This is a genomic window from Telluria sp. PB2R4, assembly GCF_059685695.1.
This window is the reverse complement of record NZ_JCASIC010000002.1, coordinates 88883-112427: the sequence shown is the minus strand read 5'-3', so window position 1 is coordinate 112427 and position 23545 is coordinate 88883. Positions and strand designations below refer to the sequence as shown.

The 23545-nt window shown below is 65.9% G+C and carries 22 protein-coding genes and 2 pseudogenes; 9 read left to right on the top strand and 15 right to left on the bottom strand.

Features of this window, described 5'->3' with window-relative positions:
- Window positions 1–49: 49 nt before the first annotated feature.
- The 3 genes from AC56LU_RS03975 to AC56LU_RS03965 are packed head-to-tail and all read right to left on the bottom strand — an operon-like array spanning window position 50 to window position 1796.
- Window positions 50–376: a barstar family protein gene (locus AC56LU_RS03975; protein ID WP_497174307.1), complete on the bottom strand. Its 327-nt coding sequence runs from the start codon at window positions 374–376 to the stop codon at window positions 50–52.
- Window positions 377–378: 2 nt separating this feature from the next.
- Window positions 379–1188: a 4-hydroxy-tetrahydrodipicolinate reductase gene (gene dapB, locus AC56LU_RS03970; protein WP_497174306.1), complete on the bottom strand. Its 810-nt coding sequence runs from the start codon at window positions 1186–1188 to the stop codon at window positions 379–381.
- A complete protein-coding gene (locus AC56LU_RS03965) occupies window positions 1185–1796 on the bottom strand; it encodes an outer membrane protein assembly factor BamE (RefSeq protein WP_497174305.1) in 612 nt (203 codons plus the stop codon). Before AC56LU_RS03965 ends, dapB begins: the two co-directional genes overlap by 4 nt.
- 103 nt (window positions 1797–1899) lie before the next feature.
- Here AC56LU_RS03965 and fur point away from each other — a divergent pair, with 103 nt between their 5' ends.
- The gene (gene fur, locus AC56LU_RS03960; protein ID WP_027866534.1) at window positions 1900–2328 is read left to right on the top strand and encodes a ferric iron uptake transcriptional regulator; all 429 of its coding nucleotides are present in this window, start codon (window positions 1900–1902) and stop codon (window positions 2326–2328) included.
- Between the two features lie 131 nt (window positions 2329–2459).
- Here the strand turns inward: fur and hrcA are convergent, their stop codons facing one another.
- Window positions 2460–3476 (bottom strand): heat-inducible transcriptional repressor HrcA, encoded by a 1017-nt coding sequence (hrcA, locus tag AC56LU_RS03955; protein WP_497174304.1) that lies wholly within the window; start codon window positions 3474–3476, stop codon window positions 2460–2462.
- 37 nt (window positions 3477–3513) lie between these two features.
- The gene (locus AC56LU_RS03950; RefSeq protein ID WP_497174303.1) at window positions 3514–4224 is read right to left on the bottom strand and encodes an HAD family hydrolase; all 711 of its coding nucleotides are present in this window, start codon (window positions 4222–4224) and stop codon (window positions 3514–3516) included.
- Between the two features lie 252 nt (window positions 4225–4476).
- Here AC56LU_RS03950 and AC56LU_RS03945 point away from each other — a divergent pair, with 252 nt between their 5' ends.
- Entirely contained in the window at window positions 4477–5067 is a 591-nt protein-coding gene (locus tag AC56LU_RS03945; RefSeq protein WP_497174302.1) for a hypothetical protein, read from the top strand.
- A 28-nt stretch (window positions 5068–5095) separates the two neighbouring features.
- Window positions 5096–5740, top strand: a complete 645-nt coding sequence (locus AC56LU_RS03940; RefSeq protein ID WP_497174301.1) for a hypothetical protein — start codon at window positions 5096–5098, stop codon at window positions 5738–5740.
- Window positions 5741–5891: 151 nt separating this feature from the next.
- On the opposite strand, the gene AC56LU_RS03935 is transcribed toward AC56LU_RS03940, so the two are convergent.
- From AC56LU_RS03935 to AC56LU_RS03915, 5 genes are all read right to left on the bottom strand, one after another.
- Window positions 5892–6065: a hypothetical protein gene (locus AC56LU_RS03935; protein ID WP_497174300.1), complete on the bottom strand. Its 174-nt coding sequence runs from the start codon at window positions 6063–6065 to the stop codon at window positions 5892–5894.
- 364 nt (window positions 6066–6429) lie between these two features.
- The gene (gene rsmA, locus AC56LU_RS03930; RefSeq protein WP_497174299.1) at window positions 6430–7197 is read right to left on the bottom strand and encodes a 16S rRNA (adenine(1518)-N(6)/adenine(1519)-N(6))-dimethyltransferase RsmA; all 768 of its coding nucleotides are present in this window, start codon (window positions 7195–7197) and stop codon (window positions 6430–6432) included.
- An 18-nt stretch (window positions 7198–7215) separates the two neighbouring features.
- Complete coding sequence (gene pdxA, locus AC56LU_RS03925; RefSeq protein WP_497174298.1) at window positions 7216–8274, bottom strand: 4-hydroxythreonine-4-phosphate dehydrogenase PdxA; 1059 nt, start codon at window positions 8272–8274, stop codon at window positions 7216–7218.
- 3 nt (window positions 8275–8277) lie between these two features.
- On the bottom strand, window positions 8278–9675 hold the full coding sequence (locus tag AC56LU_RS03920) for a peptidylprolyl isomerase (RefSeq protein WP_497174297.1): 1398 nt from the start codon (window positions 9673–9675) through the stop codon (window positions 8278–8280).
- Window positions 9676–9765: 90 nt separating this feature from the next.
- Window positions 9766–12054: an LPS-assembly protein LptD gene (locus AC56LU_RS03915; RefSeq protein WP_497174296.1), complete on the bottom strand. Its 2289-nt coding sequence runs from the start codon at window positions 12052–12054 to the stop codon at window positions 9766–9768.
- Window positions 12055–12150: 96 nt separating this feature from the next.
- Here AC56LU_RS03915 and AC56LU_RS03910 point away from each other — a divergent pair, with 96 nt between their 5' ends.
- The 4 genes from AC56LU_RS03910 to AC56LU_RS03895 are packed head-to-tail and all read left to right on the top strand — an operon-like array spanning window position 12151 to window position 16466.
- Window positions 12151–13209, top strand: a complete 1059-nt coding sequence (locus AC56LU_RS03910; protein ID WP_497174295.1) for an aminoglycoside phosphotransferase family protein — start codon at window positions 12151–12153, stop codon at window positions 13207–13209.
- Between the two features lie 16 nt (window positions 13210–13225).
- Window positions 13226–13948, top strand: coding sequence for an N-acetylmuramate alpha-1-phosphate uridylyltransferase MurU (murU, locus tag AC56LU_RS03905; RefSeq protein WP_497174294.1), 723 nt, complete (start codon window positions 13226–13228; stop codon window positions 13946–13948).
- Entirely contained in the window at window positions 13945–15318 is a 1374-nt protein-coding gene (locus AC56LU_RS03900) for an aminopeptidase P N-terminal domain-containing protein (RefSeq protein WP_497174293.1), read from the top strand. The genes murU and AC56LU_RS03900 overlap by 4 nt, the downstream gene beginning before the upstream one ends.
- Window positions 15318–16466, top strand: a complete 1149-nt coding sequence (locus AC56LU_RS03895; RefSeq protein WP_497174292.1) for an FAD-dependent monooxygenase — start codon at window positions 15318–15320, stop codon at window positions 16464–16466. Before AC56LU_RS03900 ends, AC56LU_RS03895 begins: the two co-directional genes overlap by 1 nt.
- Before the next feature lie 15 nt (window positions 16467–16481).
- Here AC56LU_RS03895 and AC56LU_RS03890 read toward each other — a convergent pair.
- The 4 genes and pseudogenes from AC56LU_RS03890 to AC56LU_RS03875 form a co-directional block, all read right to left on the bottom strand.
- Window positions 16482–16694 (bottom strand): annotated as a pseudogene (locus tag AC56LU_RS03890) (DUF7661 family protein); the annotation flags it as partial.
- A gap of 145 nt (window positions 16695–16839) precedes the next feature.
- Window positions 16840–18297 carry an NAD(P)(+) transhydrogenase (Re/Si-specific) subunit beta gene (locus AC56LU_RS03885; RefSeq protein WP_497174291.1) on the bottom strand — a complete coding sequence of 486 codons (1458 nt, stop codon included), beginning with the start codon at window positions 18295–18297 and terminating at the stop codon, window positions 16840–16842.
- Window positions 18294–18635, bottom strand: coding sequence for an NAD(P) transhydrogenase subunit alpha part 2 (locus AC56LU_RS03880; protein WP_497174290.1), 342 nt, complete (start codon window positions 18633–18635; stop codon window positions 18294–18296). The genes AC56LU_RS03885 and AC56LU_RS03880 overlap by 4 nt, the downstream gene beginning before the upstream one ends.
- 22 nt (window positions 18636–18657) lie before the next feature.
- Complete coding sequence (locus AC56LU_RS03875) at window positions 18658–19770, bottom strand: Re/Si-specific NAD(P)(+) transhydrogenase subunit alpha (RefSeq protein WP_497174289.1); 1113 nt, start codon at window positions 19768–19770, stop codon at window positions 18658–18660.
- A gap of 247 nt (window positions 19771–20017) precedes the next feature.
- On the opposite strand from AC56LU_RS03875, the pseudogene AC56LU_RS03870 reads away from it, so the two are divergent.
- A pseudogene (locus AC56LU_RS03870) lies at window positions 20018–20338 on the top strand (NUDIX domain-containing protein); the annotation flags it as partial.
- 14 nt (window positions 20339–20352) lie between these two features.
- A complete protein-coding gene (gene mnmA / locus AC56LU_RS03865; RefSeq protein ID WP_497174288.1) occupies window positions 20353–21624 on the top strand; it encodes a tRNA 2-thiouridine(34) synthase MnmA in 1272 nt (423 codons plus the stop codon).
- Between the two features lie 132 nt (window positions 21625–21756).
- On the opposite strand, the gene AC56LU_RS03860 is transcribed toward mnmA, so the two are convergent.
- The gene (locus AC56LU_RS03860; RefSeq protein WP_497174287.1) at window positions 21757–23517 is read right to left on the bottom strand and encodes a sensor domain-containing phosphodiesterase; all 1761 of its coding nucleotides are present in this window, start codon (window positions 23515–23517) and stop codon (window positions 21757–21759) included.
- Between the last annotated feature and the right edge of the window lie 28 nt (window positions 23518–23545).

The window sequence follows — 23545 nt, the reverse complement described above, 5'->3', positions numbered from 1 at the left end:
CCGCCATGCCTGCGGTAGCAGGGATGGCGGCTCAAGAGATCGCAGGGCTTCAGCGCAGCACCAGCTCAAGCGCCGGCCTCTCGCCGTAATCCTCATAGCGCTCGTTGATGCCGCCCACGCAAAACGCGAGTTCTTCCAGCAGATCAGGCGCCGCGGCCTTCATTTTCTCGGCATCGACGATAACGATTTCCAGCACCTCGTCCGGCTTGAGCCGGAACTTGGTCATGTTTTCCTCGTCGCGCAGGTAGCTCATGCAGTCGACCCAGGCGTCGATGCTGTCGGCGTATGACGCCGGAAAACCGAAGGCGCCCCGGGATTCGCGGTGGAAGGAGGCCTCGTCGACGATGGCCGCGCCGTTCAGTTCAGCCGTTGCCATGATCAAGCCTTCAGCCCCAGCACGTCGTCCATGCCGAACAGGCCATTCGGCTTGCCCGACAGGAAGCGCGCCGCGCGCAGGGCGCCGTGGGCATAGGTCACGCGGCTGCTCGACTTGTGGCTGATCTCGATGCGCTCGCCCGTGCCGAGGAACATGACGGTGTGGTCGCCCACCACGTCACCGCCGCGCACGGTGGCGAAGCCGATGGTCGATGGATCGCGCTCGCCGGTGACGCCTTCGCGGCCATAGACGGCGCATTCGTTCAGGTCGCGCCCCAGCGCGTCGGCGATGACTTCGCCCATCTTCAGCGCGGTGCCGCTCGGCGCATCCACCTTGTGGCGGTGGTGGGCTTCGACGATCTCGATGTCGTAGCCTTCGTTAAAGCTTTTCGCCGCCATTTCCAGCAGCTTGAGGGTCACGTTCACGCCCACGCTCATGTTTGGGGCGAACACGATGCCGACCTTGTCGGAAGCGGCGCGGATGGCGGCCTTCCCGGCTTCGTCGAAACCGGTGGTGCCGATCACCAGCTGCACATTGTTCGCGGCGCAGTAGTCGACGTGGCGCAGCGTGCCTTCCGGACGGGTGAAGTCGATCAGCACGTCGGCGCCCTTCAGCGCGGCCTCGAGGTCGGACCCGATGATCACGCCGGTCAGCTGGCCGGCAAACGCGCCGGCGTCCATGCCGATCGAGGGCGAACCTGCGACGTCGAGGGCGCCCGCCAGCTGCGCGTCGGGCGCGGCCTGGATCGCCTCGACCAGCATGCGGCCCATGCGCCCGCTGGCGCCGGCGACGGCGATTTTCACGGTGCTCATGGCTGGACGGCCGGGGCGCCGCCCACCTTGGCCGGCTCGACCGGACGCGATGCAGGCTTGGCCTTGGTGCCTGCCTTGGACGGGCCGGCGATGCGGTCGATGTATTCGCGCTCGGTCGGCAGGTTGCCGCCTTCGAAGCGCTCGACCTTGTCGTCCTTGAAGAACACGCTGACGCGGCTGGTGGTCAGCTCGCCGTTGCCGCGCGCGAGATAGAAGGGGTAGTCCCAGCGGTCCTGGTGGAACATGTCGTTCATCAGCGGGCTGCCGAGGAGGAAGCGCACCTGGTCGCGCGACTGGCCGACCTTCAGCTGGTCGAGCATTTCCTGCGACACGAAGTTACCCTGCTGGATGTCGGGGCGGTAGGGCGAGAAGATCCACATGAACTTCTGCAGCTTGCTGGCCTGGACGGTCTGGGCGCCGGCGTTGGCGGCGGCGGCCGATTTCTGTGCGTCGGCCGCGATTGCCGCCGGATCCGTGCTCACCGGCGGCGCGGGACGCGTCTGGTTGCGCCAGGCGGCGCAGCCGGACAGCATCAGCGTGCATGCCAGGCCTGCCGCGATGGCGGCCCGGCTCGAGAATCGGTGGAGAACGGCTTGTTTGACGCGCATGGGTAACCTCAAAACGTTTGAGCGGGAGCTCCAAAACGCTATATCATAAAGCACTATGCCAAATTACGAGCAAGAAACGTGAGTATCAACGTGAGCAACCGCCATGAGTAATAACCCCACCGACCTGAAGGCAAGCGGCCTGAAGGCTACCCTGCCGCGCCTGAAAATCCTGGAAATCTTCCAGAACAGCTCCGTCCGGCACCTGACGGCGGAAGATGTTTACAAAATCCTCCTGGCCGACAATATGGACGTCGGCCTGGCCACGGTCTACCGCGTGCTGACCCAGTTCGAACAGGCCGGCCTGCTGAACCGCAACCACTTCGAGACCGGCAAGGCCATCTACGAGCTCAACGCCGGCTCCCACCACGACCACCTCGTCTGCCTCGACTGCGGCCACGTCGAAGAGTTCTACGACGAAGAAATCGAAGCGCGCCAGCACAAGATCGCGGTGGAGCGCGGCTTCAAGATCGCCGAGCACTCACTGGCGATCTACGGCAACTGCGTCAAGCCAGCCTGCCCGCACCGGCATTGACCGTGTTTAATCGTAGGGTGGGCGGGTCCCCCGCCCACGCGGTGATAGTTTGGCTCTGAATAGCCGCGCAGGCAGCATTACCGTGATTTGACCGCGTGGGCAGGAAACCTGCCCACCCTACAAAACCGTCCTCACGACTGGCTCAGGGCATTCGACAACAGCTTGGCCGTGATATCCACGATCGGAATGACGCGCTCGTAGGCCATGCGCGTCGGACCGATCACGCCCAGCGTGCCGACGATGCGGCCGTTCACTTCGTAGGGTGCGGTGACGACGCTCATTTCGTCCATCGGCACCAGCTTCGACTCGCCGCCGATGAAGATCTGTACCCCGCCCGCCTTGCTCGACATGTCGAGCAGCTGCATCAGGCCGGTCTTTTGCTCGAACATCTCGAACATCTGGCGCAGCGAGCTCATGTTGGACGACAGGTCTTCTACCCGCAGCAGGTTGCGCTCGCCCGAGATCACCATGTCGTCACCCTCGGCCATCGCTTCGCTGCCCGCCTCCACCGCCACCTGCATCAGCTGGCCCATGTCGTCGCGCAGCTGGCGCAGTTCGCCGCCCAGGCGCTTGCGTACTTCGTCAAAGGTCAGGCCGGCGTAGTTCTGGTTCAGGTAGTTGGCCGACTGCACCAGTTGCCCCGGGGTGTAGTCGACGTCGGTCAGCAGCAGGCGGTTCTGGACGTCGCCGCGCGGATCGACGATGACCAGCAGGATGCGCTTCTCGGACAGGCGCAGGAACTCGATCTGCTGGAACACCGACTCGCGCCGCGGACTTTGCACCACCCCGGCGAAGGTCGACAGCGAGGACAGCATCTGGGCCGCGTTGGCGATGAGCTTCTGGGGCTGCTGGCTCGGGAGCCGCATTGTCTGTGCGCCCACCGTATGTTCGTCGAGGTGCTGCACGGTGAGCAGGGTGTCGACGAACAGCCGGTAGCCGCGCGGGGTCGGGATCCGGCCGGCCGAGGTGTGCGGGCTGGAGACGTACCCCATTTCCTCGAGGTCGGCCATGATGTTGCGGATCGTGGCCGGCGAGAGGTCGAGGCCGGATATCTTCGACAGCGCGCGCGAGCCGACGGGCTGGCCGTCGGCGATATAGCGCTCGACGAGGGCTTTGAGCAGGGTCTGGGCGCGGGGTTCGAGTTGCATGCTCTTATTATGCACGCGATGGCGGCGGCGGCGCCAGTCAGGCGTGCTCGCGCTTGAGCCAGTCGAGCAGGCCGTCCAGGCTGTTCACCTCGGCGTCGGGCTGGATGTCGCTCGCCAGGTCGTTGACCTTGCCCACCCGGTTCATCCACACCGCGCGCAGGCCGGCGCGCCGGGCGCCGTGGACGTCGAGCAGCAGGTCGTCGCCCACGTACACCGCCTCGTGCGGCGCTACGCCCAGCAGGGCGCAGGCTTCCAGGAAGATCCGCGGGTCGGGCTTGGCCACGCCGAAGCCGGGCGCCGCCACGGAGACGTCGAAATGACGCGCCAGGCCGATCGTCTGCAGGTCGGCATTGCCGTTGGTGACGGAGCCGATCCGCACCCTGCCCTTCAGGCGCAGCAGGCCGGGCAGCACGTCGTCGTAAGGGATCACCGCATTGCGGGCCGCAAAGAACTCGGTCATTGCCAGTTCCACCTTGGCCGCGTCTTCGCCGGCCTGCTCGAAGGCGGCGATCAGGCCGGCCCGGCGCAAGGCGCCCAGGTCGAGCTGGAATTCGGGCCGGCGCGCCAGCAGCTCGAGCCGGGCCTGGCGCAGCGTGTCGATGCTGAATTGCTGCGCCACCCGCGGCGCGTGCGTGCGCAGCCAGGCGAACAGGATCTGCTCGGCCTCCAGGATCACCGGGGCGATCGGCCACAGGGTGTCGTCGAGGTCGAACAGTACGGCTTTGGGCCAGGCGCGGCGAAGGGTCATGGTCGGGCAGATCGGAAAGGTGGCGCTCCACCCAAGGATAGCGAGCACGCCAGTGGAAATCAATCCGGCGCCCCCTGATACCCACGGTTACACCGTGATACAAAGGCAAACCGTCCAGCTCCTTGCCAAATGCACTAAAATGCTGGGCTATCAATGTGGCGACAATTCGCCTTCGGCGTGTCCATGAGTCACTAGCCCGTGAATCAAGACACACGCTTTGCACATTCACCAGTCAGATTTTTTGGAGAGATTATGAAGAGTTCGTACCTGCGTGCCGGTGCTGCGCTGGCGTGCGCGCTGGCGCTGTCCGCTTGCGGCGGCAGCGATGGCGACATGCTGATCGGCGGCTCGTTCGCCGGCGTCACCAAGCCCGGCCTGGTCCTGCAAAACAATGGCGGCGCCGAGCTGGTGATCGCTCCGACCAACGGCGGCCTCGGCGAATTCTATTTCCCTGATCTGGCGGAAACCGATGACGACTATAACGTCACGATCAAGAGCCGTCCAAGCAATGCGGAAGACTGCAAGGTGACCAATGGGTCGGGCAAGGTGGCGTTCAACGTCACCAACATCTATATCACCTGCACCATCCGCCAGCATGAGCTCAAGGGAACGGTCAGCGGCCTGACGGGCGCCAACCTGGTGCTGGTCAACGGCGCGGACCGCGTCCCGGTGGGGGCCGGCGCCACGTCGTTCAGCATGGCCAAGATCAACGAGGATGCGCCTTACGGCGTCGTCGTCCTGACCCAGCCCGACAACCAGACCTGCACGGTCGCCAACGGCACCGGCGTGATGGGCGCGACCGACGTCACCAACGTCGCGGTCACCTGCGGCCCGCGCACTTGAACGCACTAATTACCCTGGAGCAACTTTCATGAAGTTTTCCCTGATCCGTCCGGCAAGCATGCTGGCAATGGCCCTGGCCCTGGCATCCTGCGGTGGCGGCGGCGACGATGATTTCACGGTGGCCGGCAGCGTCGAAGGCGTCGTCTACCCGGGCATGGTGCTGACCAACAACGGCGTCGACATCACGATTGCGCCGCCGGCCAGGGCCGGCGACCCGGTCTCGTTCGCCTTCCCGGACAAGCTCGAGTACGGCGACACCTATAACGTGCAGATCAAGACAGAGCCGCTGCACCAGGTGTGCGACATCCACCAGCAGGCCCCGCTGAGCAATGCCGACACGGCCGGCCGCCTGGCTGCAATCAATGTCCGCTTCCAGTGCGGCATCGAAGACCACGCGATCGGCGGTGAAGTCACCGGGCTGACCAAGGACAATACCGGCCTGGTCCTGGCCAACGGCAGCACCACCGGCACCACCGTCATCGTGCCGTCCACGACCGATACCACCGGCGCCGCCTTCAAGTATGCGATGTCGGTCAGGGTCCCGTATGCCCAGACCTATGGGGTGACCATCGTGACCCAGCCGACCGGCCGCTTCTGTACCGTGCAGAACCCGACTGGCGTCGTGGGTGACGTGGATGTCACCAACATCAACATCGTGTGCACCCCGACCTGAGATATACAAAAACCGTATGTCGAGTATTTGAAATGGAAATTGGATTTATATGCTGTGACGCAGCATACTGAATCTGTCTCCTCCAACTCTCCTCAGAAAAGAATTGGATTTCAAGCCCGCCTCACCGCGGGCTTTTTTTTCGCCTGCCGGATCAGGCCGGACGCTTGGCCGTCACGTGCACCACGGCGACCTGGGCGGCGCCGACCGACACCTGGGCGTTACAGGCATCGGCCGCGCGGCTGTTGGCGGCCTGCGCATAGCTGCTGACGCCGGCGAGTACCACGGCTGCGAGGAAGATGGCTTCCATGTGCTTGAGGGTGTTCATTGTCGTGCTCCTTGCGTATCCGGTTGTCGATGGATGCACTTTAGCCAATGGGGCTCTCAGGCTCCAGCGGACTGCGACGGACTGCGGGAACGGGCGGATGAAGGGACGAAATGCGCGATGCGCGGTCATTGTGCAGCGCAATGCAGAGCGGGATGTGGGCGGGTTTCGTAGGGTGGTCGGCTCCACCGGGGAATGTGATCAGTCGTGCGTTGAAAGCCGCCCACGCGTTCAACCCGACCATGAATGCCCGTCCTACTCAACGGGGACTTGAACGCGCGGGCGGCATCCATTGTGCGTATCATGTTGATTCCGGGTGGAGCCGCCCACCCTACAATACGCGACGACGCAGCGTCATCCGAAAGCTCTAGAGCAGCTTGGCCAGCGCCACATACTGCTCCAGGCCCACCGCCTCCGGCCGCACCCCCGGGTCGATGCCGGCTTCGACCAGCTGCGCTTCGGTGAACATCCCCGCCACGCAGTTGCGGATCACCTTGCGGCGCTGCGAGAAGGCCTTGGCCACCACTTTCTCCAGCGTGGCGCCGTCCACCTCGAGCATCTGCCGCTTGGGGATCATGCGCACGATCGCCGACTCCACCTGGGGCGGCGGGTCGAAGGCGGTCGGCGGGACGATGAACATCAGGTCCATGTCGTAGCGCCACTGGAGCATCACCGACAGGCGGCTGTAGGCCTTGGTGCCCGGCTCGGCCACCATGCGCTCGACCACTTCCTTCTGCAGCATGAAATGCTGGTCCTCGACCAGCGGCGCGAACTCGGCCAGGTGGAACAGCAGCGGGCTCGAGATGTTGTACGGCAGGTTGCCGACGATGCGCAGCTTCTGCCCTTCCGGCACCGGGATCGATCCGAAATCGAATTTCAGCGCATCGCCCGAATGGACGGTGAGCTTTTCGCGCGGGTAGGCCTTTTCCAGGCGCGCCACCAGGTCGCGGTCGAGCTCGACCACGTGCATGTGGTCGAGTGACTTGAGCAGCAGCGCCGTCATGGCGGCCAGCCCCGGGCCGATCTCGACCATCGCCTGGCCGGGTTGCGGGGCGATGGCGTCGATGATGTTGCCAAGGACGAGTTTATCGGTCAGGAAGTTCTGGCCGAAGCGCTTGCGTGCGACGTGTTTCATGGGTGCTTTCTTCTTTGTTTACTTGCTGCGCGCCGACGTCATCTGCATGGCGGCGCGGATCGCCTCTTCCATGCTGCCGCAGTCGGCCAGGCCCAGTCCGCGCGCCGCCAGGTCGAGCGCGGTGCCGTGGTCGACCGAGGTGCGCACGATCGGCAGGCCGAGCGTGACATTGATGCCGCGCCCGAAGGTGGCGTGCTTGAGAACCGGCAGGCCCTGGTCGTGGTACATCGCCAGCACGCAGTCGGCATCCTGCAAATACTTCGGCTGGAACAGGGTGTCGGCCGGATAGGGGCCGCGCGCGTCGATGCCGCGTGCCCGCGCTTCTTCGAGCACCGGGCCGATGACCTCGATCTCTTCGCGTCCCAGGTAGCCGTTCTCGCCCGCGTGCGGGTTCAGGCCGGTGACCAGGATGCGCGGCGCGGCGATGCCGAACTTACTCTTCAGGTCGGCGTCGATGATGTCGATGACCTGGGTGAGGTTGTCGCGCGTCAGCGCGGCGGGAACATCCTTGAGCGGCAGGTGGGTGGTGGCCAGCGCCACCCGCAGGTAGGCTTGATCGCCGGCGGGCTGCCCCGCCAGCATCATCACGACCTTCGGCGTGTTCGTTTTCTCTGCCAGGTATTCGGTATGGCCCGAAAAGGCCACGCCGGCGTCGTTGATCGTGCTTTTCTGGAGCGGCGCGGTGACGATGCCGTCGAACCAGCCGCACAGGGCGCCTTCGATCGCGAGGTCGAGGGTAGCCAGCACGGCGCGCCCGTTTTCCGCATCGAGGGTGCCGGGCACCACGTGCGCGGCGAGCGGCACGTCGATCACGGCCAGGCGATCCTTGCCGAAGTGCGGCAGGCCGCCGTTGCGCAGGGCCTGGATCGACAGCGCCGACAGGCGGATGGACGGGTCGACGAGGCTGGCGGTGAGCGCCAGGAAGGCGGCGTCGCCGACCAGCACGCAGTTGGCGGATTCGCGCAGCGCCCAGGCCGCGCGGATCGAGATTTCGGGGCCGATGCCGGCCGGCTCGCCGACCGTGACCGCGAGGCTTGGCCGGGCCACGAATGGCCGACGCAAATCACCCGCGGTCATGGATTACTGCTCCTCGCGGAACTCGACGTAGGCGCGGTCGCGCACCTGGCGCATCCAGTCTTCCAGCGCTTCCTGCTGCTTGCGCTCACGCAGGACCTGGCGTGCCGCGTTGCGCTCTTTCTGCTTGCTCTGGTCTTCGGACTTGCGCTCGGTGACCCGCAGGATGTGGAAGCCGAACGCCGACTCGATCACGTCCGACATCTCGCCCGGCTTCAGGGTAGCCAGGGCCTGGTCGAATTCCGGACCGGCGTCGCCCGGTTCCAGCCAGCCCAGGTCGCCGCCCTTGGCCGCGCTGCCCGGTTCCTGGCTGTTCTGGCGCGCCAGGTCTTCGAAGGTGGCGGTCTTGTTAACGACCTTTTCCTTCAGTTCGAGCAGCTTCTTCTTGACCTCGGCCGCATTCATGGTCGGCGTCGGCTTCATGAGGATGTGGCTGACGCGGGTCTGCTGGACCACGGCGCTGTCGGCTGCGGCGGCCTCGGCCAGGCTGCGCTTCTCCGCCATCTTGAGGATGTGGAAACCGACGTTGGTCTTGATGATCGCGGTGACCTGGCCGGGGTTCAGCTTGCGCAGTTCGTTCGCGAAGATCTCCGGCAGGCGGTCCGGGTCGCGCCAGCCGATCTCGCCGCCCTTGAGGGCGTCGGGTGCGTCGGAATAGGTCGCGGCCATCTTGCTGAAATCGGCGCCGGTGCGCAGCTGGCGCGCCACCTCGTCGGCGCGTGCGCGGCGCGCCGCGATCTGCTCGGGCGAGGCGTTTTCGGGTACCGCCACCAGGATCTGCGACAGGTTCATCTCGACCCGCTCGGCGGCCAGCGCCTTGGAGGCGGCGAGGTAGGTGTCGATCTCGGCTTCCGAGACCTGGATCTTGGAATCGACCTCGTGCTCGCGCAGCTGCTGCAGCATGATTTCGTTGCGGATGTCTTCGCGGAACTGGCCGAAGGCCATGCCCTCTTTTTCCATCTGGTTGCGCATTTCCTGCACCGACATCTTCTGGTTCTCGGCGATGCGGACGATGGTGGCGTCGAGCCTGCGGTCGTCGACGCGCACGCCCATTTCCTTGGCCAGCTGGAGCTGGGCGCGTTCGGCGATCATCGACTCGACCACCTGGCGCTCCAGGGTGGTCTGGTCCGGCAATTGCACGTTGCGCGCCTTCAGGTTCTGCGCGGTCTGGGCCACGCGGCCACGCACCTCGTTCTTGGTGATCACTTCGTCATTGACCACCACGTGGATCGAGTCGATCACCGTGGCGCTGCTCGATGCCGGCGGCAGGAAGCCGCTGCCCGGCTTGGTCGCGGGAGCGGCGGCTGGCGCGCTCGATGCCTGGGCCAGCACCTGGCCCGCGGTCAGCGCGCACAGCAGGGCTGCGGCGAGCTTGGTAGTGTGCAAACGGGTGGAACGCATCATCTGGAAAGCACTCATTCAGGGTGAAGAATCATTCAACATTCAATTGTCCGCCGGGAGTGTACTCCACGGCGGTTAAGGCGCCCTTAAATATCAGAGGCGCCCCATGTTCGTATTCAGCTGCGTATAGCCCGGTACGCTCTTGTTGAACGCTTCGAGCGGGTTGCCCGACCCCAGGCGCGACAGGCCATTGAGTTCGAGCTGGAAGAAGATCGGCGTCGAGGTCGTCTGGGCGGCGGTCACGAAGCGCTGCGCGCCGAAACGGAACACCCAGCAATCGGCCTTGTACTCGAGACCGATCAGGCTCTCGAGCAGCTTGCCCTTGCCCGGCTCCAGGCTGCCCACCGTGTACGAGCGCAGCGCATAGCTCACGCGCCCGACGCCGTACCAGCGCGAGGACAGCGGCCACTGCCCCGACAGGTCGACGTTGCGGAAGCTGCCGCGCTGGTAGCGGTATTCGGCGTTCAGGACCTTCATCCGGCCCGGCCGCCACTGCGTGCTCAGGTTCGAGCTGTACAGGTTGCTGCCGGTCGCGTCATATTGTACGCCGCTATCGAAGCTCCAGGTCTCCGAAATGCGGCCGGACGCCGCCAGCAGCACGTCGGAGCGGCTCTGGTGCACCGGCTCGCCCGGCAGGCGCACGCGCGGCTCGTCGAAGTAGATGCGCTGGCCGAAGGCCATGCGCAGGCGCTCGGCGCCGTCCTGCTGGATGAAGCGCGACACCACGGCGGCCGTCATCTGGTTGGCGTCCGACACGCGATCAAGCCCGACGTAGCGGTTCTCGCTGAACAGCTGGGCGTAGTTGAAGCCGGCGCGGCCGGTGCCGAAGTTCGGGAACAGGCTCTGATCCTTGTACGGCGTGTACACGTAGAACAGGCGCGGCTCCAGGGTCTGGGTCATGGCGCTCTTGAACAGCGTGGTCTCGCGCTCGAACACCAGGCCGCTGTCGAGCGAGAAGGTGTTCAGGCTGCGCGACAGCTTGGTCGGGCCGGTATAGCCGTTGGCGCGGTCCAGGTCGTACTTGGTATGGTGGCTGATGACTTTCGGCGTGACGAACCAGCCCGGGCGCACGATCGGATAGCTGACCTGGGCCACGGCCACGGCACGGTTGCCGCGCAACAGATCCGGGTGCCAGAAGCTGACCGCCTCGGCATCCACCGCCCAGTCGAAGCCCTTGACGTCGTAGCGGCCGGCGTGGAAATTAATCTGCGGCAGGCGGTCGTAGGGACGCGGCACGGTCAGGCTCGGGTTGGTGGCCGCGGCCGGGTCTTGCAGCACCTGGTAGTTCTGGGCGCGCGCGCTCAGGGTCCAGTACTGGCCGACCAGGTCGGTGCGCACCTCGCGCAGCAGCTGGCGCTCGGCGCTGGCGGCCACGGTGCGCGAGAAATCGCTCGGGTATTCGTCGTCGGACGCGCCGTGCAGGTTCCAGCCGTAGGACCAGTTCTTGCCCAGGCCCTGGGTATGGACCGAGTCGACGCGCCAGCGGTCTTCGCCGGTCTCGCGGTCCTTGCGCAGGCCTTCGAGGTGGGTCTCGCCGGCATAGGCGCCCAGGCCGGTGACGCCCAGGTAGCGCCCGGTGGCGCCGAGCTGCAGGCCGCGGTCGAGCATCAGGCGCGGGTAGAGCGTCAGGTCGCGGTTCGGGGCGATGTTGAAGTAATACGGCACCATCACCTCGGCCTTGCCCTTGGAGCCGAAGCCCACGGTGGGCGCCAGCCAGCCGGAGCGGCGCGCGCCCGACAGCGAGAACGACAGGGCCGGGGTGCCGATGATCGGCACGTCCTTGAAATAGATGACGGTCTTGCCGGCCAGGCCGACGTCGCGGCCGCTATCCAGGCGCAGCGTGCTCGATTTGAGGTACCAGTCAGGGTCCGGGCCTTCGCAGGTGCTGTAGGTGCCGTCGCGCACCAGCGCCACGTTCTCGCCCAGGAAGTCGATGCGCGAGGCATTGCCCTGCGCGTTATTCAGCTGCAGGCGGTACTCGGGGCGCAGCAGGTAGCCCTTGCCGGTCTCCATGTTCAGCTGCAGCTCGTCGCCCTTGTAGCGGTCGCCGAAGCGCCACATGTTCACGTTGCCGGTCGCGGTGACCTGGTCTTCGACGCGCAGGTAGCATGCGCTGTCGGCGGTAAGGCGTGTCTGGCCCCGTGTCAGTTCGACATTGCGTTCGAGGTTGATCTGGCGGTCGGGACGGCCGCTGATGTCCTCGGCGCGGATCGTGATCGGCAGGTCTTGTTCATCGGCGGATGTGGCCGGCGCGGGCGGCTGTGGCGCGGGAGCTACGGTCTGCGCATGCAGCGGCAGAGCCACACCGGCAGCAGTTGCAGCCAGTACATACAATGCGAACACCTGACGCGGGGGAAATGGGTGGGCCGAAAACCAGCTCATGGAGAATCTGCGTGCGCCATAAAGGGCGGTATTTTTGGAATGAATCCCTTATTATATGGGAATTACCTCGACCAACCCGATTCACCAGGCCGCTTCATGTCTTCTTTGTATCAAAATTCTTCTACTTCCGCCGACAAGGATGCTCGTCTGCAGGGCCTGACCGAATGGCTGGCCTCGACCGGCCTGGTGGATGTGGAAACCGGCCGTCCGGCATCCTCGGATGCGAGCTTCCGCCGCTATTTCCGTTATGACGTCGTCCCCGGGATGCGTGACAAGCTGGGTGCGACCCTGGTCGCCATGGACGCCCCGCCCGAGCGCGAGAACGTGCCGGCCTTTATCCATGTGCAGGGCCTCTTGATGGACGCCGGGGTCACGGTGCCGGCCATCGTCGAGCGCAAGGTCGAGAGCGGCTATCTGTTGCTGTCCGATCTTGGCGTGACCACCTACCTGCAGCGCCTCGATTCGGACAATGCCGCCTTCATGTATTCGAGCGCGGTCGACGCCCTGCTGAAATTCCAGCTGGCCAGCGAGCCGGGCAAGCTGCCGGAATTCGACCGCGCCTTCGTGCTGCGCGAAATGAACCTGTTCCCCGAGTGGTATCTCCAGCGCCACCTCGGCGTGACGCTGGACGCGAAGCAGCAGGAACAGCTCGACAAGGTGTTCGAGGCGATCACCGCCAACGTGCTGGCGCAGCAGCAGGTCTACATGCACCGCGATTTCCACTCGCGTAACCTGATGTGGCTGGAGGCGGGCAACCCGGGCGTGCTCGACTTCCAGGACGCCGTCTACGGCCCGGTCACCTACGACCTGGCCTCGCTGATGCGCGACGCCTACATCCAGTGGGACGAAGAGATGGTGCTGGACTGGGTGGTGCGCTACTGGCAGAGCGCCAAGCAGGTGGGCCTGCCGGTGAACCCGGACATCGACGCCTTCTACCGCGACTTCGAATTCATGGGCCTGCAGCGCCACCTGAAGATCCTCGGCATCTTCTGCCGCCTGAACTACCGCGACAGCAAGCCGATCTACATGGGCGACCTGCCGACGGTGCTGGATTACGTGCGCCGCACCGCCAACCGCTACATCGAACTGAAACCGCTGATCCGCCTTCTCGACGCGCTCGAGGACAAGGCGCCGGCGGTCGGCTACACCTTCTGACGACGGGTCCCTTCTCATGAAAGCCATGATTTTCGCCGCCGGCCGTGGCGAGCGTATGCGCCCGCTCACGGACGCCTGCCCCAAGCCGCTGCTCAAGGTGCGCGGACGTCCGATGATCACCTACCACGTGCTGAACCTGGTGCGCGCAGGGATCACCGACATCGTCATCAACCATTCGCACCTCGGCCACATGATCGAGGAAGAGCTGGGCGACGGCAGAAAGTACGGCGCGCGCATCCAGTATTCGCACGAGCCGACCCCGCTCGAGACCGCGGGCGGCATCGCCAACGCCCTGCACCTGCTGGGCGACGAACCGTTTCTCGCGGTATCGGGCGACATCTATGCGCCCTACTTCGATTTCGCGCAGGTGTTCGACGTCCTGAAGGACAAGGACATGGTGGGCGTTCCCTACCCGCCGGACAAGCGCGACATCGCCTGGCTGTGGCTGACGCCGAATCCCTGGCACAACCCGGACGGCGACTTCGCCCTCGACATGTACACCCTGCGTAACGACGGACCGGAGAAGTTCAACTTCGCCGGCATCGGCGTCTACCGTCCCGAGATGTTCGCCGGGATCCAGGCAGGCGAATTCGTCAAGTTCGGCCCCCTGATGCGCAAGTTCATCGAGCAGGGCCGCGTCGGCGGCGAACTGTATACGGGCCAGTGGGTCAACGTCGGCACCGCGGGCCAGCTGGAAGAACTGAACGCGCCGCTGCGCGCGGCCAAAACAGGTTCATGACTGCGTCTGGGGTCATGACGGCGGCCGTCTCGTCGGTTGTTGCGTCCTGCATCGAACGGCGTGCGCGCCTGGCGGCGCGCATGCAGCCGGGATCGGTCGCGGTGCTGGCCACCGCGCCGGAAGTGCTGCGCAACGGCGACAGCGACTATCCCTACCGGCACGACAGCTATTTTTACTACCTGACCGGCTTCACCGAGCCGGAAGCCGTGCTGGTGCTGGTCGCCGCTGCCGGCGATGCGCCGGCGCGCTCGATCCTGTTTTGCCGCGAGAAGAACCTGGAACGCGAGATCTGGGACGGCTACCGCCATGGCCCGGAAGCGGCGTGCATCGCATTCGGCTTCGACCAGGCCTTTCCGATCGACGAACTCGATGCGCAGATGGGCAAGCTGCTGGCCAATGTGCCGGCGCTGTACTACGCGCTCGGCCACGGCGCCGCGCTCGATGCGCAGGTCGGCGGCTGGCTCAAGGCGGTGCGCGCGCAGGGCCGCAGCGGCATCACGGCACCAAGCTCAACCCACCACCTGCCCGGCATGCTCGACGAGATGCGCCTGCTGAAGGACGCCGGCGAACAGGCGATCATGCTTCGCGCCGCCGGCATCGCCGCAGCTAGCCACGCGCGCGCGATGCGCTTTACCCGGCCCGGCGTGTTCGAATACGAGATCGAAGCCGAGCTGCTGCACGAATTCCGCCGCAACGGCGCCCAGTTCCCGGCCTATCCGGCCATCGTCGCCTCTGGCGCCAACGCCTGCGTCCTGCACTACAGCCAGAACAACCGGCAGTGCCGCGAGGGCGAGCTGGTGCTGGTCGATGCCGGCTGCGAGCTGGATGGCTACGCCTCGGACATAACGCGCACCTGGCCGGTAAGTGGCCGCTTCAGCGCGCCGCAAAAGCTGCTGTATGAGCTGGTGCTGCGGGCGCAGGAAGCGGCTGTTGCCGCGATCGTCCCGGGACGGCCTTACAGCGGCATCCACGAGGCAGCGGTGCGGGTGCTGGCCGAAGGGATGCTGGATGTGGGCCTGCTCGACCGGGCCAGATACGGCTCGGCCGACGATGCGATCGCCGACAAGGCGCATCTGCAGTTCTACATGCACGGCACCGGCCACTGGCTCGGGATGGACGTGCACGACGTTGGCCCTTACCGCGACCTGGCGCAGGCGGACAAGCCTTCGCGCCCACTGCTGCCGGGCATGGCCCTGACGGTGGAGCCGGGCATCTACGTGCGCCCGGCGGAGGGCGTGCCGGAGCAGTTCTGGAACATCGGCATCCGGGTCGAGGACGACGTGATCGTCACCGAGGATGGCTGCCGGGTGCTGTCGTCGGACGCGCCGAAGAGCGTGGCCGGGATCGAAGAACTGATGGAGAAGCGCTGATGACGGACCAAGGGATCGATGTCGATGTGGCGATCTGCGGCGCCGGCCCGGTGGGCCTGGCGCTGGCCGCCTTTTTGGTGCGGCGCGGCGTGGAGGGCAAGCGCATCGTGCTCATCGACGGCAAGTCGCTTGGCCAGGCGATCACCGACCCGCGTTCGATCGCGCTGTCCTGGGGCAGCGTGCAACTGCTCGAAGAAGTCCGGGCCTGGCCGCTGCCGGCCACGCCGATCCACGAAATCCACGTGTCGCGCCGCGGCCAGCTGGGCCGCAGCCTGATGGACCGCGCCGAGCACCGCCTGCCGGCGCTGGGCTATGTGGCGCGCTACGGCGACGTGGTCGACGCGCTGGCGCGCGCCTGCGACAAGGCCGGCGTGGCCACGCTGCGTCCGGCGCGCGTCGACTCGTTCGACGAAGAAGACAATGGGGTGCATTTGCGCCTGGACGACGGCCGCAGCGTGTTCGCGCAGGTGGCGGTGCAGGCCGAGGGCGGCGTGTTCGGCCAGCAGGCTGGCCAAGCGCAGCAGCGCGACTACGGACAGACCGCCCTGATCGCGCGCGTGAGCGTCAGTGATCCTGTCGCCCACCGCGCCTTCGAGCGCTTCACCGACGAAGGCCCGCTGGCGCTGCTGCCGCAGGATGGCGGCGATGGCCACCAGTACGCGCTGGTGTGGTGCATGCGGCCGGAACGTGCGGTGGACGTCCAGCTGCTCGACGATGCCGGCTTTCTCGCGCAACTGGGCAAGGCCTTCGGCACCCGCCTCGGCAAGTTCACCGCCGCCTCGCCGCGTGTGGCCTTCCCCCTCGGCCTGAACGCCGAAGCCCGCGCCACTGCCCGCACGGTCGCGATCGGCAATGCCGCCCAGACCCTGCACCCGGTCGCCGGCCAGGGCCTGAACCTCGGCCTGCGCGACGCCGCCGTCCTGGCACGCCAGCTGGCGAGAGGCGCCACGCCCGATGCCGTCGGCGCCTTCATGACCGAGCGCGGGCGGGACCGCCGCCTGACGATCTCCCTGACCGACAGCATGGCCCGCGCCTTCATTGGCGGCGGCCCGCTGCAGCCGCTACTCGGCCTGTCCCTGGCCGCCCTCGACGTCGTCAAACCCGCCCGCCTGCTGCTGGCCGACCTGATGATGTTCGGCCGCCGTTGAACCCTGATCGGTAGGCAGGCGCTCGACCGTGTTGCGTCGTGGGGTGGCGTCTTCGTGGAACAGGTCGCCCAGGTAGTCGGCCAGAGCGTCTTCGGCGATATCGGCAGGAACGACGAAATCGGCTGGCCGGCGCTTTCCATCGTTCCCAGGATAGAAGGCCTCCCAGGCACCGGGCTTGCCGCTGATGGCAACCAGTTTGCCGAACACGTTGAATCGGTGTGCGTTCATCGTTGAGAAATGAGGGTCAGCGTCGAATTATTCGCCCAGCATCCCGGATCAGTTGAGGAGGCGCCATGATTGCCTGGAGCGCGACCGATCGCGAAATCACGGAAAACAATTCAACGCTGACCCTAATGGGTGTGCAGGGAGTTGACTATTCGACGGCCTTCACCATCGATTCGATCACCTTCTTCGCATCGCCAAACACCATCATCGTGTTCGGCTGGTAGAACAGGTCGTTGTCCAGGCCCGCATAGCCGGAAGCCATCGAGCGCTTGTTCACGATGATGCTCTTGGCCTTGTAGGCCTCGAGGATCGGCATGCCGGCGATCGGCGATTTCGGGTCCTTGGCGGCCGGGTTCACCACGTCGTTCGCGCCCAGCACCAGCACCACGTCGGTCTGGCCGAACTCGCCGTTGATGTCTTCCATCTCGACCACCTGGTCGTAAGGCACCTCGGCCTCGGCCAGCAGCACGTTCATGTGGCCCGGCATGCGCCCCGCCACCGGATGGATCGCGTAGCGTACCTGCACGCCGTGCTCGGTCAGCTTGTCGGCCAGTTCCTTTACCGAGTGCTGGGCGCGCGCCACCGCCAGGCCGTAGCCCGGGACGATGATCACCGATTCCGCGTTCTGCAGGATGAAGGCGGCGTCGTCGGCCGAGCCGGATTTCACCGGCTTCTGCTCCTTCGTACCGCCATCGTCCACGACCGCCTCGCCGCCGAAGCCGCCCAGGATCACGTTGAAGAAGGAGCGGTTCATGGCCTTGCACATGATGTACGACAGGATGGCGCCGCTCGACCCCACCAGCGAACCGGCGATGATCAGCATCGAGTTGTTCAGCGAGAAGCCGATACCGGCCGCCGCCCAGCCAGAGTAGGAGTTCAGCATCGACACCACCACCGGCATGTCGGCGCCGCCGATCGGGATGATGATCAGGACGCCCAGCACGAAGGACAGCGCGGCCATGACGATGAACGGGGTCCAGGCCGGCGCCACGTTGTCGTCGAAGCAGAACATCAATCCCAGCGCGATGATCGCGATCGCCAGCACCAGGTTGAGGATGTGCTGCCCGGCGAAGCGCACCGGCGCGCCCTGGAACAGGCGGAACTTGTATTTGCCCGACAGCTTGCCGAAAGCGATCACCGAACCCGAGAAGGTCACTGCGCCGACGAAAGTGCCGATGAACAGCTCCAGCCGGTTCCCGAAGGGCAGCGCGCCGCCACGCTCGGCAATATTGAAGGCCCAGGGCTCGGACACCGCGGCAATCGCGATGCAGACGGCGGCCAGGCCGATCAGCGAATGCATCGCCGCGACCAGTTCCGGCATCTTGGTCATCTCGACTTTTTTTGCGGCCACCGCGCCGATGCCGCCGCCCACCACCACGCCCAGCAGCACCAGGGTGAAGCCCATGCCGCTACCGGTGGCCAGCTCGGCCTGCAGCTTGAGCATGAGAGCGATGGTGGTCACGACGGCGATCGCCATGCCGGCCATGCCGAAGGTATTCCCGAGCCGCGCCGTCGACGGCGAGGACAGGCCCTTGAGCGCCTGGATGAAGCAGACCGAGGCCACCAGGTAGAGCATCGTCACGACATTCATGCTGATGAAGTTCATGCCCGCTCCTCCGCCGTGGTTTTCGCAACAGGTTGGTCGACGGACCGTTTCGGTTCCTTCTTCTTGAACATCTCGAGCATGCGGCGCGTGACCATGAAGCCGCCGAATACGTTGACGGCGGCCAGCGCCACCGCCAGGGTGCCGGCTACCTGCCCTGTCAGTCCTTCGGTGAGGCCGGCAGCCAGCATGGCGCCGACGATGATGATGGCCGAGATCGCGTTGGTCACCGCCATCAGCGGCGTATGCAGCGCAGGGGTGACGTTCCAGACCACGTGGTAGCCGACGTAGATGGCCAGCACGAAGATGATCAGGTTGATGACGGTGTGGCTGATTTCCATGCTCCGCTCCTGTTCGTGGTTCTTATGCCTTTAACACCGCGCCGTCCGCGCACACCAGCGTGGCGCGCACGATCTCGTCCTCGCGGTCGATCACGAATTGGTCGTCCTTGTCGATGACGAGCTTGAGGAAGTCCAGCACGTTGCGGGCGTACAGCGCCGAGGCGTCGGCCGGCACCAGCCCGGCCAGGTTCGGCTCGCCGATGATGTGGACCCCGTGCTTGACGACCGTGCGGCCCAGCTCCGTCAGCGGACAGTTGCCGCCCTGCTCGACCGCCATGTCGACGATCACCGAGCCCGGTTTCATGGCCTTGACCGTGTCTTCCGAAATCAGGACCGGCGCCTTGCGGCCCGGGATCAGGGCGGTGGTGATGATGATGTCGGCCTGCCTGGCGCGTTCGTGCACCAGCGCCGCCTGGCGCTGCATCCAGCCGGCCGGCATCGGCCGCGCGTAGCCGCCCACGCCCTTGGCGATCTCGCGCTCCTCGTCGGTCTCGTAGGGCACGTCGATGAACTTCGCGCCGAGCGACTCCACCTGTTCCTTCACCGGCGGGCGCACGTCGGAGGCCTCGATCACGGCGCCGAGGCGCTTGGCGGTGGCGATGGCCTGCAGGCCGGCCACGCCGACACCCATGATCAGCACCCGCGCCGCCTTGACCGTGCCGGCCGCCGTCATCAACATTGGCATGAAGCGCCCGTAGGTGTTCGCGGCCAGCATGACGGCCTTGTAGCCGGCGATATTCGCCTGTGAGGAAAGCACGTCCATCGACTGGGCGCGCGTGATACGCGGCGCGGCTTCCAGCGCGAAGGCGCTCAGGCCGGCGCCGGCAAGCCGGGCCAGGTTCTCGGTATCGAAGGGATTGAGCATGCCGACCAGCACGGTGCCGGGCCGCATGCGGGCAAGCTCTGCGGCGTCGGGACTGCGCACCTTGAGCACCATGTCGGCGCCCAGCGCGGTGGCGCTGTCGACGATGGTGGCGCCGGCCGCTTCATACGCCGCGTCGGGAATCGAGGCCCGCACCCCGGCGCCGGCTTCCACCAGCAGCTGGTGGCGCGCGGCCAGCTTCTTGACCGTTTCGGGCGTTGCAGCGACGCGGGTCTCGCCCGGCCTGGTCTCGGCCGGTATGCCAATTCTCATGAATCCTCCGTTCAGTGGACACATCTGTCCACAATCTAACATGTAATTACGACTATTGCTCAACAACAAATACTAAAAAATCAATTTCTGATTGTCGCGAAAAGCCGGGTGCGGCACCAGCGCCACGGCTCAGATGTTTGCAATAGATCAAGGCCATTTAACGACAGGCAAGCGCACCGTAGCTGGGGTGGACGAGCAAAGATGCCGCCTGTCAAGGTAGAATGTCGGCTCATTTTCAAGGACGCGCATGACCGATATCTTCAAACCATCCGTGACCGTCGCCGCGATCATCGAACGCGATGGACGCTTCCTGCTGATCGAGGAAGAGACGAGCGAAGGCGTGAAGCTGAACCAGCCGGCCGGGCACCTCGACCCCCACGAGTCGCTCGAGCAGGCGGTGGTGCGCGAGTCGCTGGAGGAAACCGCGCACGAATTCATCCCGACCGCGCTGGTGGGTATGTACATGTCGCGCTACCATTCGAAATCGCGCGGCGCCGACGTTACGTACCTGCGCTTCACCTTCTGCGGCCACGCCGGCCGCGAACTGGACCAGCCGCTCGACGAAGGCATCCTGCGCACCTTGTGGATGACGCGCGACGAGATCGCTGCCACCGCCGAGCGCCACCGCAGCCCGATCGTGCTGCAGTGCGTCGACGACTACCTGGCCGGTCACCGCACGCCGCTGCACCTGCTGTACACCCATCCTTCGGTTTTCGAAGGTGGAATCTAAAGAATACGGAAACAGAAATGAGCAAGAAAAAAGTCGTGATCGGGATGTCGGGCGGTGTCGACTCCTCGGTCGCGGCGTGGATGCTGAAGGAACAGGGCTATGAAGTCATCGGCCTGTTCATGAAGAACTGGGAAGACGACGACGACTCCGAATACTGTTCTACGCGCCAGGACTGGATCGACGCGGCCAGCGTGGCCGACGTGGTCGGCGTGGACATCGAGGCCGTCAACTTCGCCGCCGAATACAAGGACCGCGTGTTTGCGGAATTCCTGCGCGAGTACCAGGCCGGCCGCACGCCGAACCCGGACGTGCTGTGCAACGCCGAAATCAAGTTCAAGGCCTTCCTCGACCATGCGATGAAGCTGGGCGCGGACCTGATCGCGACCGGCCACTACGCACGCGTGCGCGAGAACGACGGCCGCTTCGAACTGCTGAAAGCGTTCGACCACACCAAGGACCAGAGTTACTTCCTGCACCGCCTGAACCAGGCGCAGCTGTCGAAGTCGCTGTTCCCGCTGGGGGAGATCCCGAAGACCGAGGTGCGTAGAATCGCCGAACGCCTGCAGCTGCCCAACGCGCAGAAAAAGGATTCGACCGGCATCTGCTTCATCGGCGAGCGCCCGTTCCGCGATTTCCTGAACCGCTACCTGTCGCACAAGCCGGGCCCGATGAAGCTCGATACCGGCGAGACCGTGGGCGAGCATATCGGCCTGTCGTTCTATACGCTGGGCCAGCGCAAGGGCATCGGCATCGGCGGCCTGAAGTCGCGCAAGACCGAGGACGGCACCAGCGAGCCGTGGTTCGTGGCGCGCAAGGACGTGGCCAGCAACACGCTGTACATCGTGCAGGGCCACGATCATCCGTGGCTGCTGTCGCCGCGCCTGGAGGCCGGACAGGCCAGCTGGGTCGCGGGCGAGCCGCCTGTCAGCGGAAAAGCATTGTCGGCCAAGACCCGTTACCGCCAGGCCGACGTGGCCTGCACCGTGCACGCCGACGGCATCCAGCGTTTCGCGCTCGATTTCGAGGAGCCGCAGTGGGCGGTGACGCCGGGGCAGTCGGCCGTGCTGTACGACGGCGACGTGTGCCTGGGTGGCGGGATCATCGATTCGAATACCGTCGCCTGACGTAGGGTGGGCGGGTCTCCCGCCCACGCGTTCAAATCCCGGTAAAGCTGCCTGAGCGGCTGTTCTTCCGCTGGTTGAACGCGTGGGCGGCGCAGCCGCCCACCCTACGAAGAACGACATCGCAGCAGCAAATTAACGATTCGCCAGCCACTCGCCCAGCGCCGCCGGCGCCATCGGCCGCCCATAGTAGTAACCCTGCGCCTCGTCGCAGCCCGCCGCGCGCAGCATCTGCGCCACTTCCTCCGTCTCCACGCCCTCCGCCACCACCCGATGGCCGAGGTCGTGCGACAGCTTGATCATGGTCGTCACCAGCGCTTGCGTGCGCTCGTCGCTTTCCATCCCGCGCACGAAGGATTGGTCGATCTTGACCACGTCGGCCGGCATGTCCTGCAGGTAGGACAGGCTGCTGTAGCCGGTGCCGAAATCGTCGATGGCGATCTTCACGCCGCCCGCGGCCAGCCGCGCCATGGTGTCGTGGGCGGCCTTGGGTTTGCGCATCAGGGCGCTTTCCGTCATCTCCAGGGCCAGGCTGGCGGCCGGCAGGCCGTGGCGCGCCAGCCCGTCCAGCACGCGCTCGCAGAAGTCCGGCTCCTCGAGGTTCACCGCGGACACGTTGACCGCCACCTGCAGCGACACGCCGCCGGCGCGCCAGGCCGCCAGCTGGCGCAGCGCCGCGTCAAGCACCCATTCGGTGGTGGCGTGCGCCAGCGAGGTACTCTCGACGATCGGCATGAATTCGCCCGGACCAATCGGGCCGGATTCGGGATGGGTCCAGCGCAGCAGGGCTTCCACGCCGACGCAGCTGCCGTCGAGCAGCGAAACCTTGGGCTGGAAAACCAGGTGCAGTTCGTCGGGTTGCGCCAGCGCGCGACCGAGTTCGCTGATCAGCCAGAAACGGTGGCGGTAGGCGGCGTCCTGCTCGGCCGAGTAGACGCGCAGCCCGGACTCGGCATCGCGCGCATCGTGGGCCGCGCTGTGCAGGTTGCGCAATACGTCGAGCGGCGCGTCCTGGCCCACCGCAAAGCGCACCAGTCCCACCGTGGGCGTGGTCAGGAAACCGCCCTGCCCCGTCGCCGTGCGTTCGCCCAGCCACGCCATCAGCATGCCGCTGAAGCGCACCAGCGACAGGCCGAGCGGCGCCAGGAATGCGAACTGGGTCGGCGAGACGTGGTACACCTTGCCGCCGCCGGCCAGCACCCGCAACGCGGGTGCGGCGTCGCGCACGATGTCGTCGAGCCAGGTGCTGCCCATTACCCGCATGGCGTCGCTCTGCTCTTCCGGCGTGGCCAGGCTGACCAGGGCCGCGAGCTGGGGCGCGCCCTGGGCGGTGACCAGGCTCAAGTCGCGCACGTCGCTGACGAACTGGTTGCGGTTGGGCAGGCCGCTGACCGGATCGACCCGGCCCAGGGCGTGCTGCAGCTCGACCTGCGCCATGACCATGGCCGCCAGGTCGCTCAGCGTGCTGCGGTCGGCCTCGGTCACGGCGCGCGGCTCGGTGCCGAGCACGCACATCGCCCCCAGGCAGTGCCCGTTCCTGGTCACCAGCGGCGCGCCAAGATAGAAACGGATCCCGCTGTCGGCCAGAGGGCTGTCGCGGAAGCACTCGCTCTCCAGCAGGTCCGGCACTTCGAGCATCGCGCCGCTGTCGGCCACCGCCGCGCAGGGTGCCTTCACGCGCGGGATGGCGTCGTGCGCCACACCCACCTTCGACTTGAACCACTGGCGGTCGGTATCGGTCAGCGAGACCGCTGCGATCGGCAGCTGGAACAACTGGGAGGCCATGCGGGTGATGCGGTCGAAGGCCTCGCCGGGCGCGGTGTCGAGCAATTCCAGCTGGCGCAGCGCCTCGATGCGGCTGGCTTCGCGGAGCGCGGGATCGTGCGGCGTATTCATGGAGCGGCCTTGGCTTTGCACACCTACG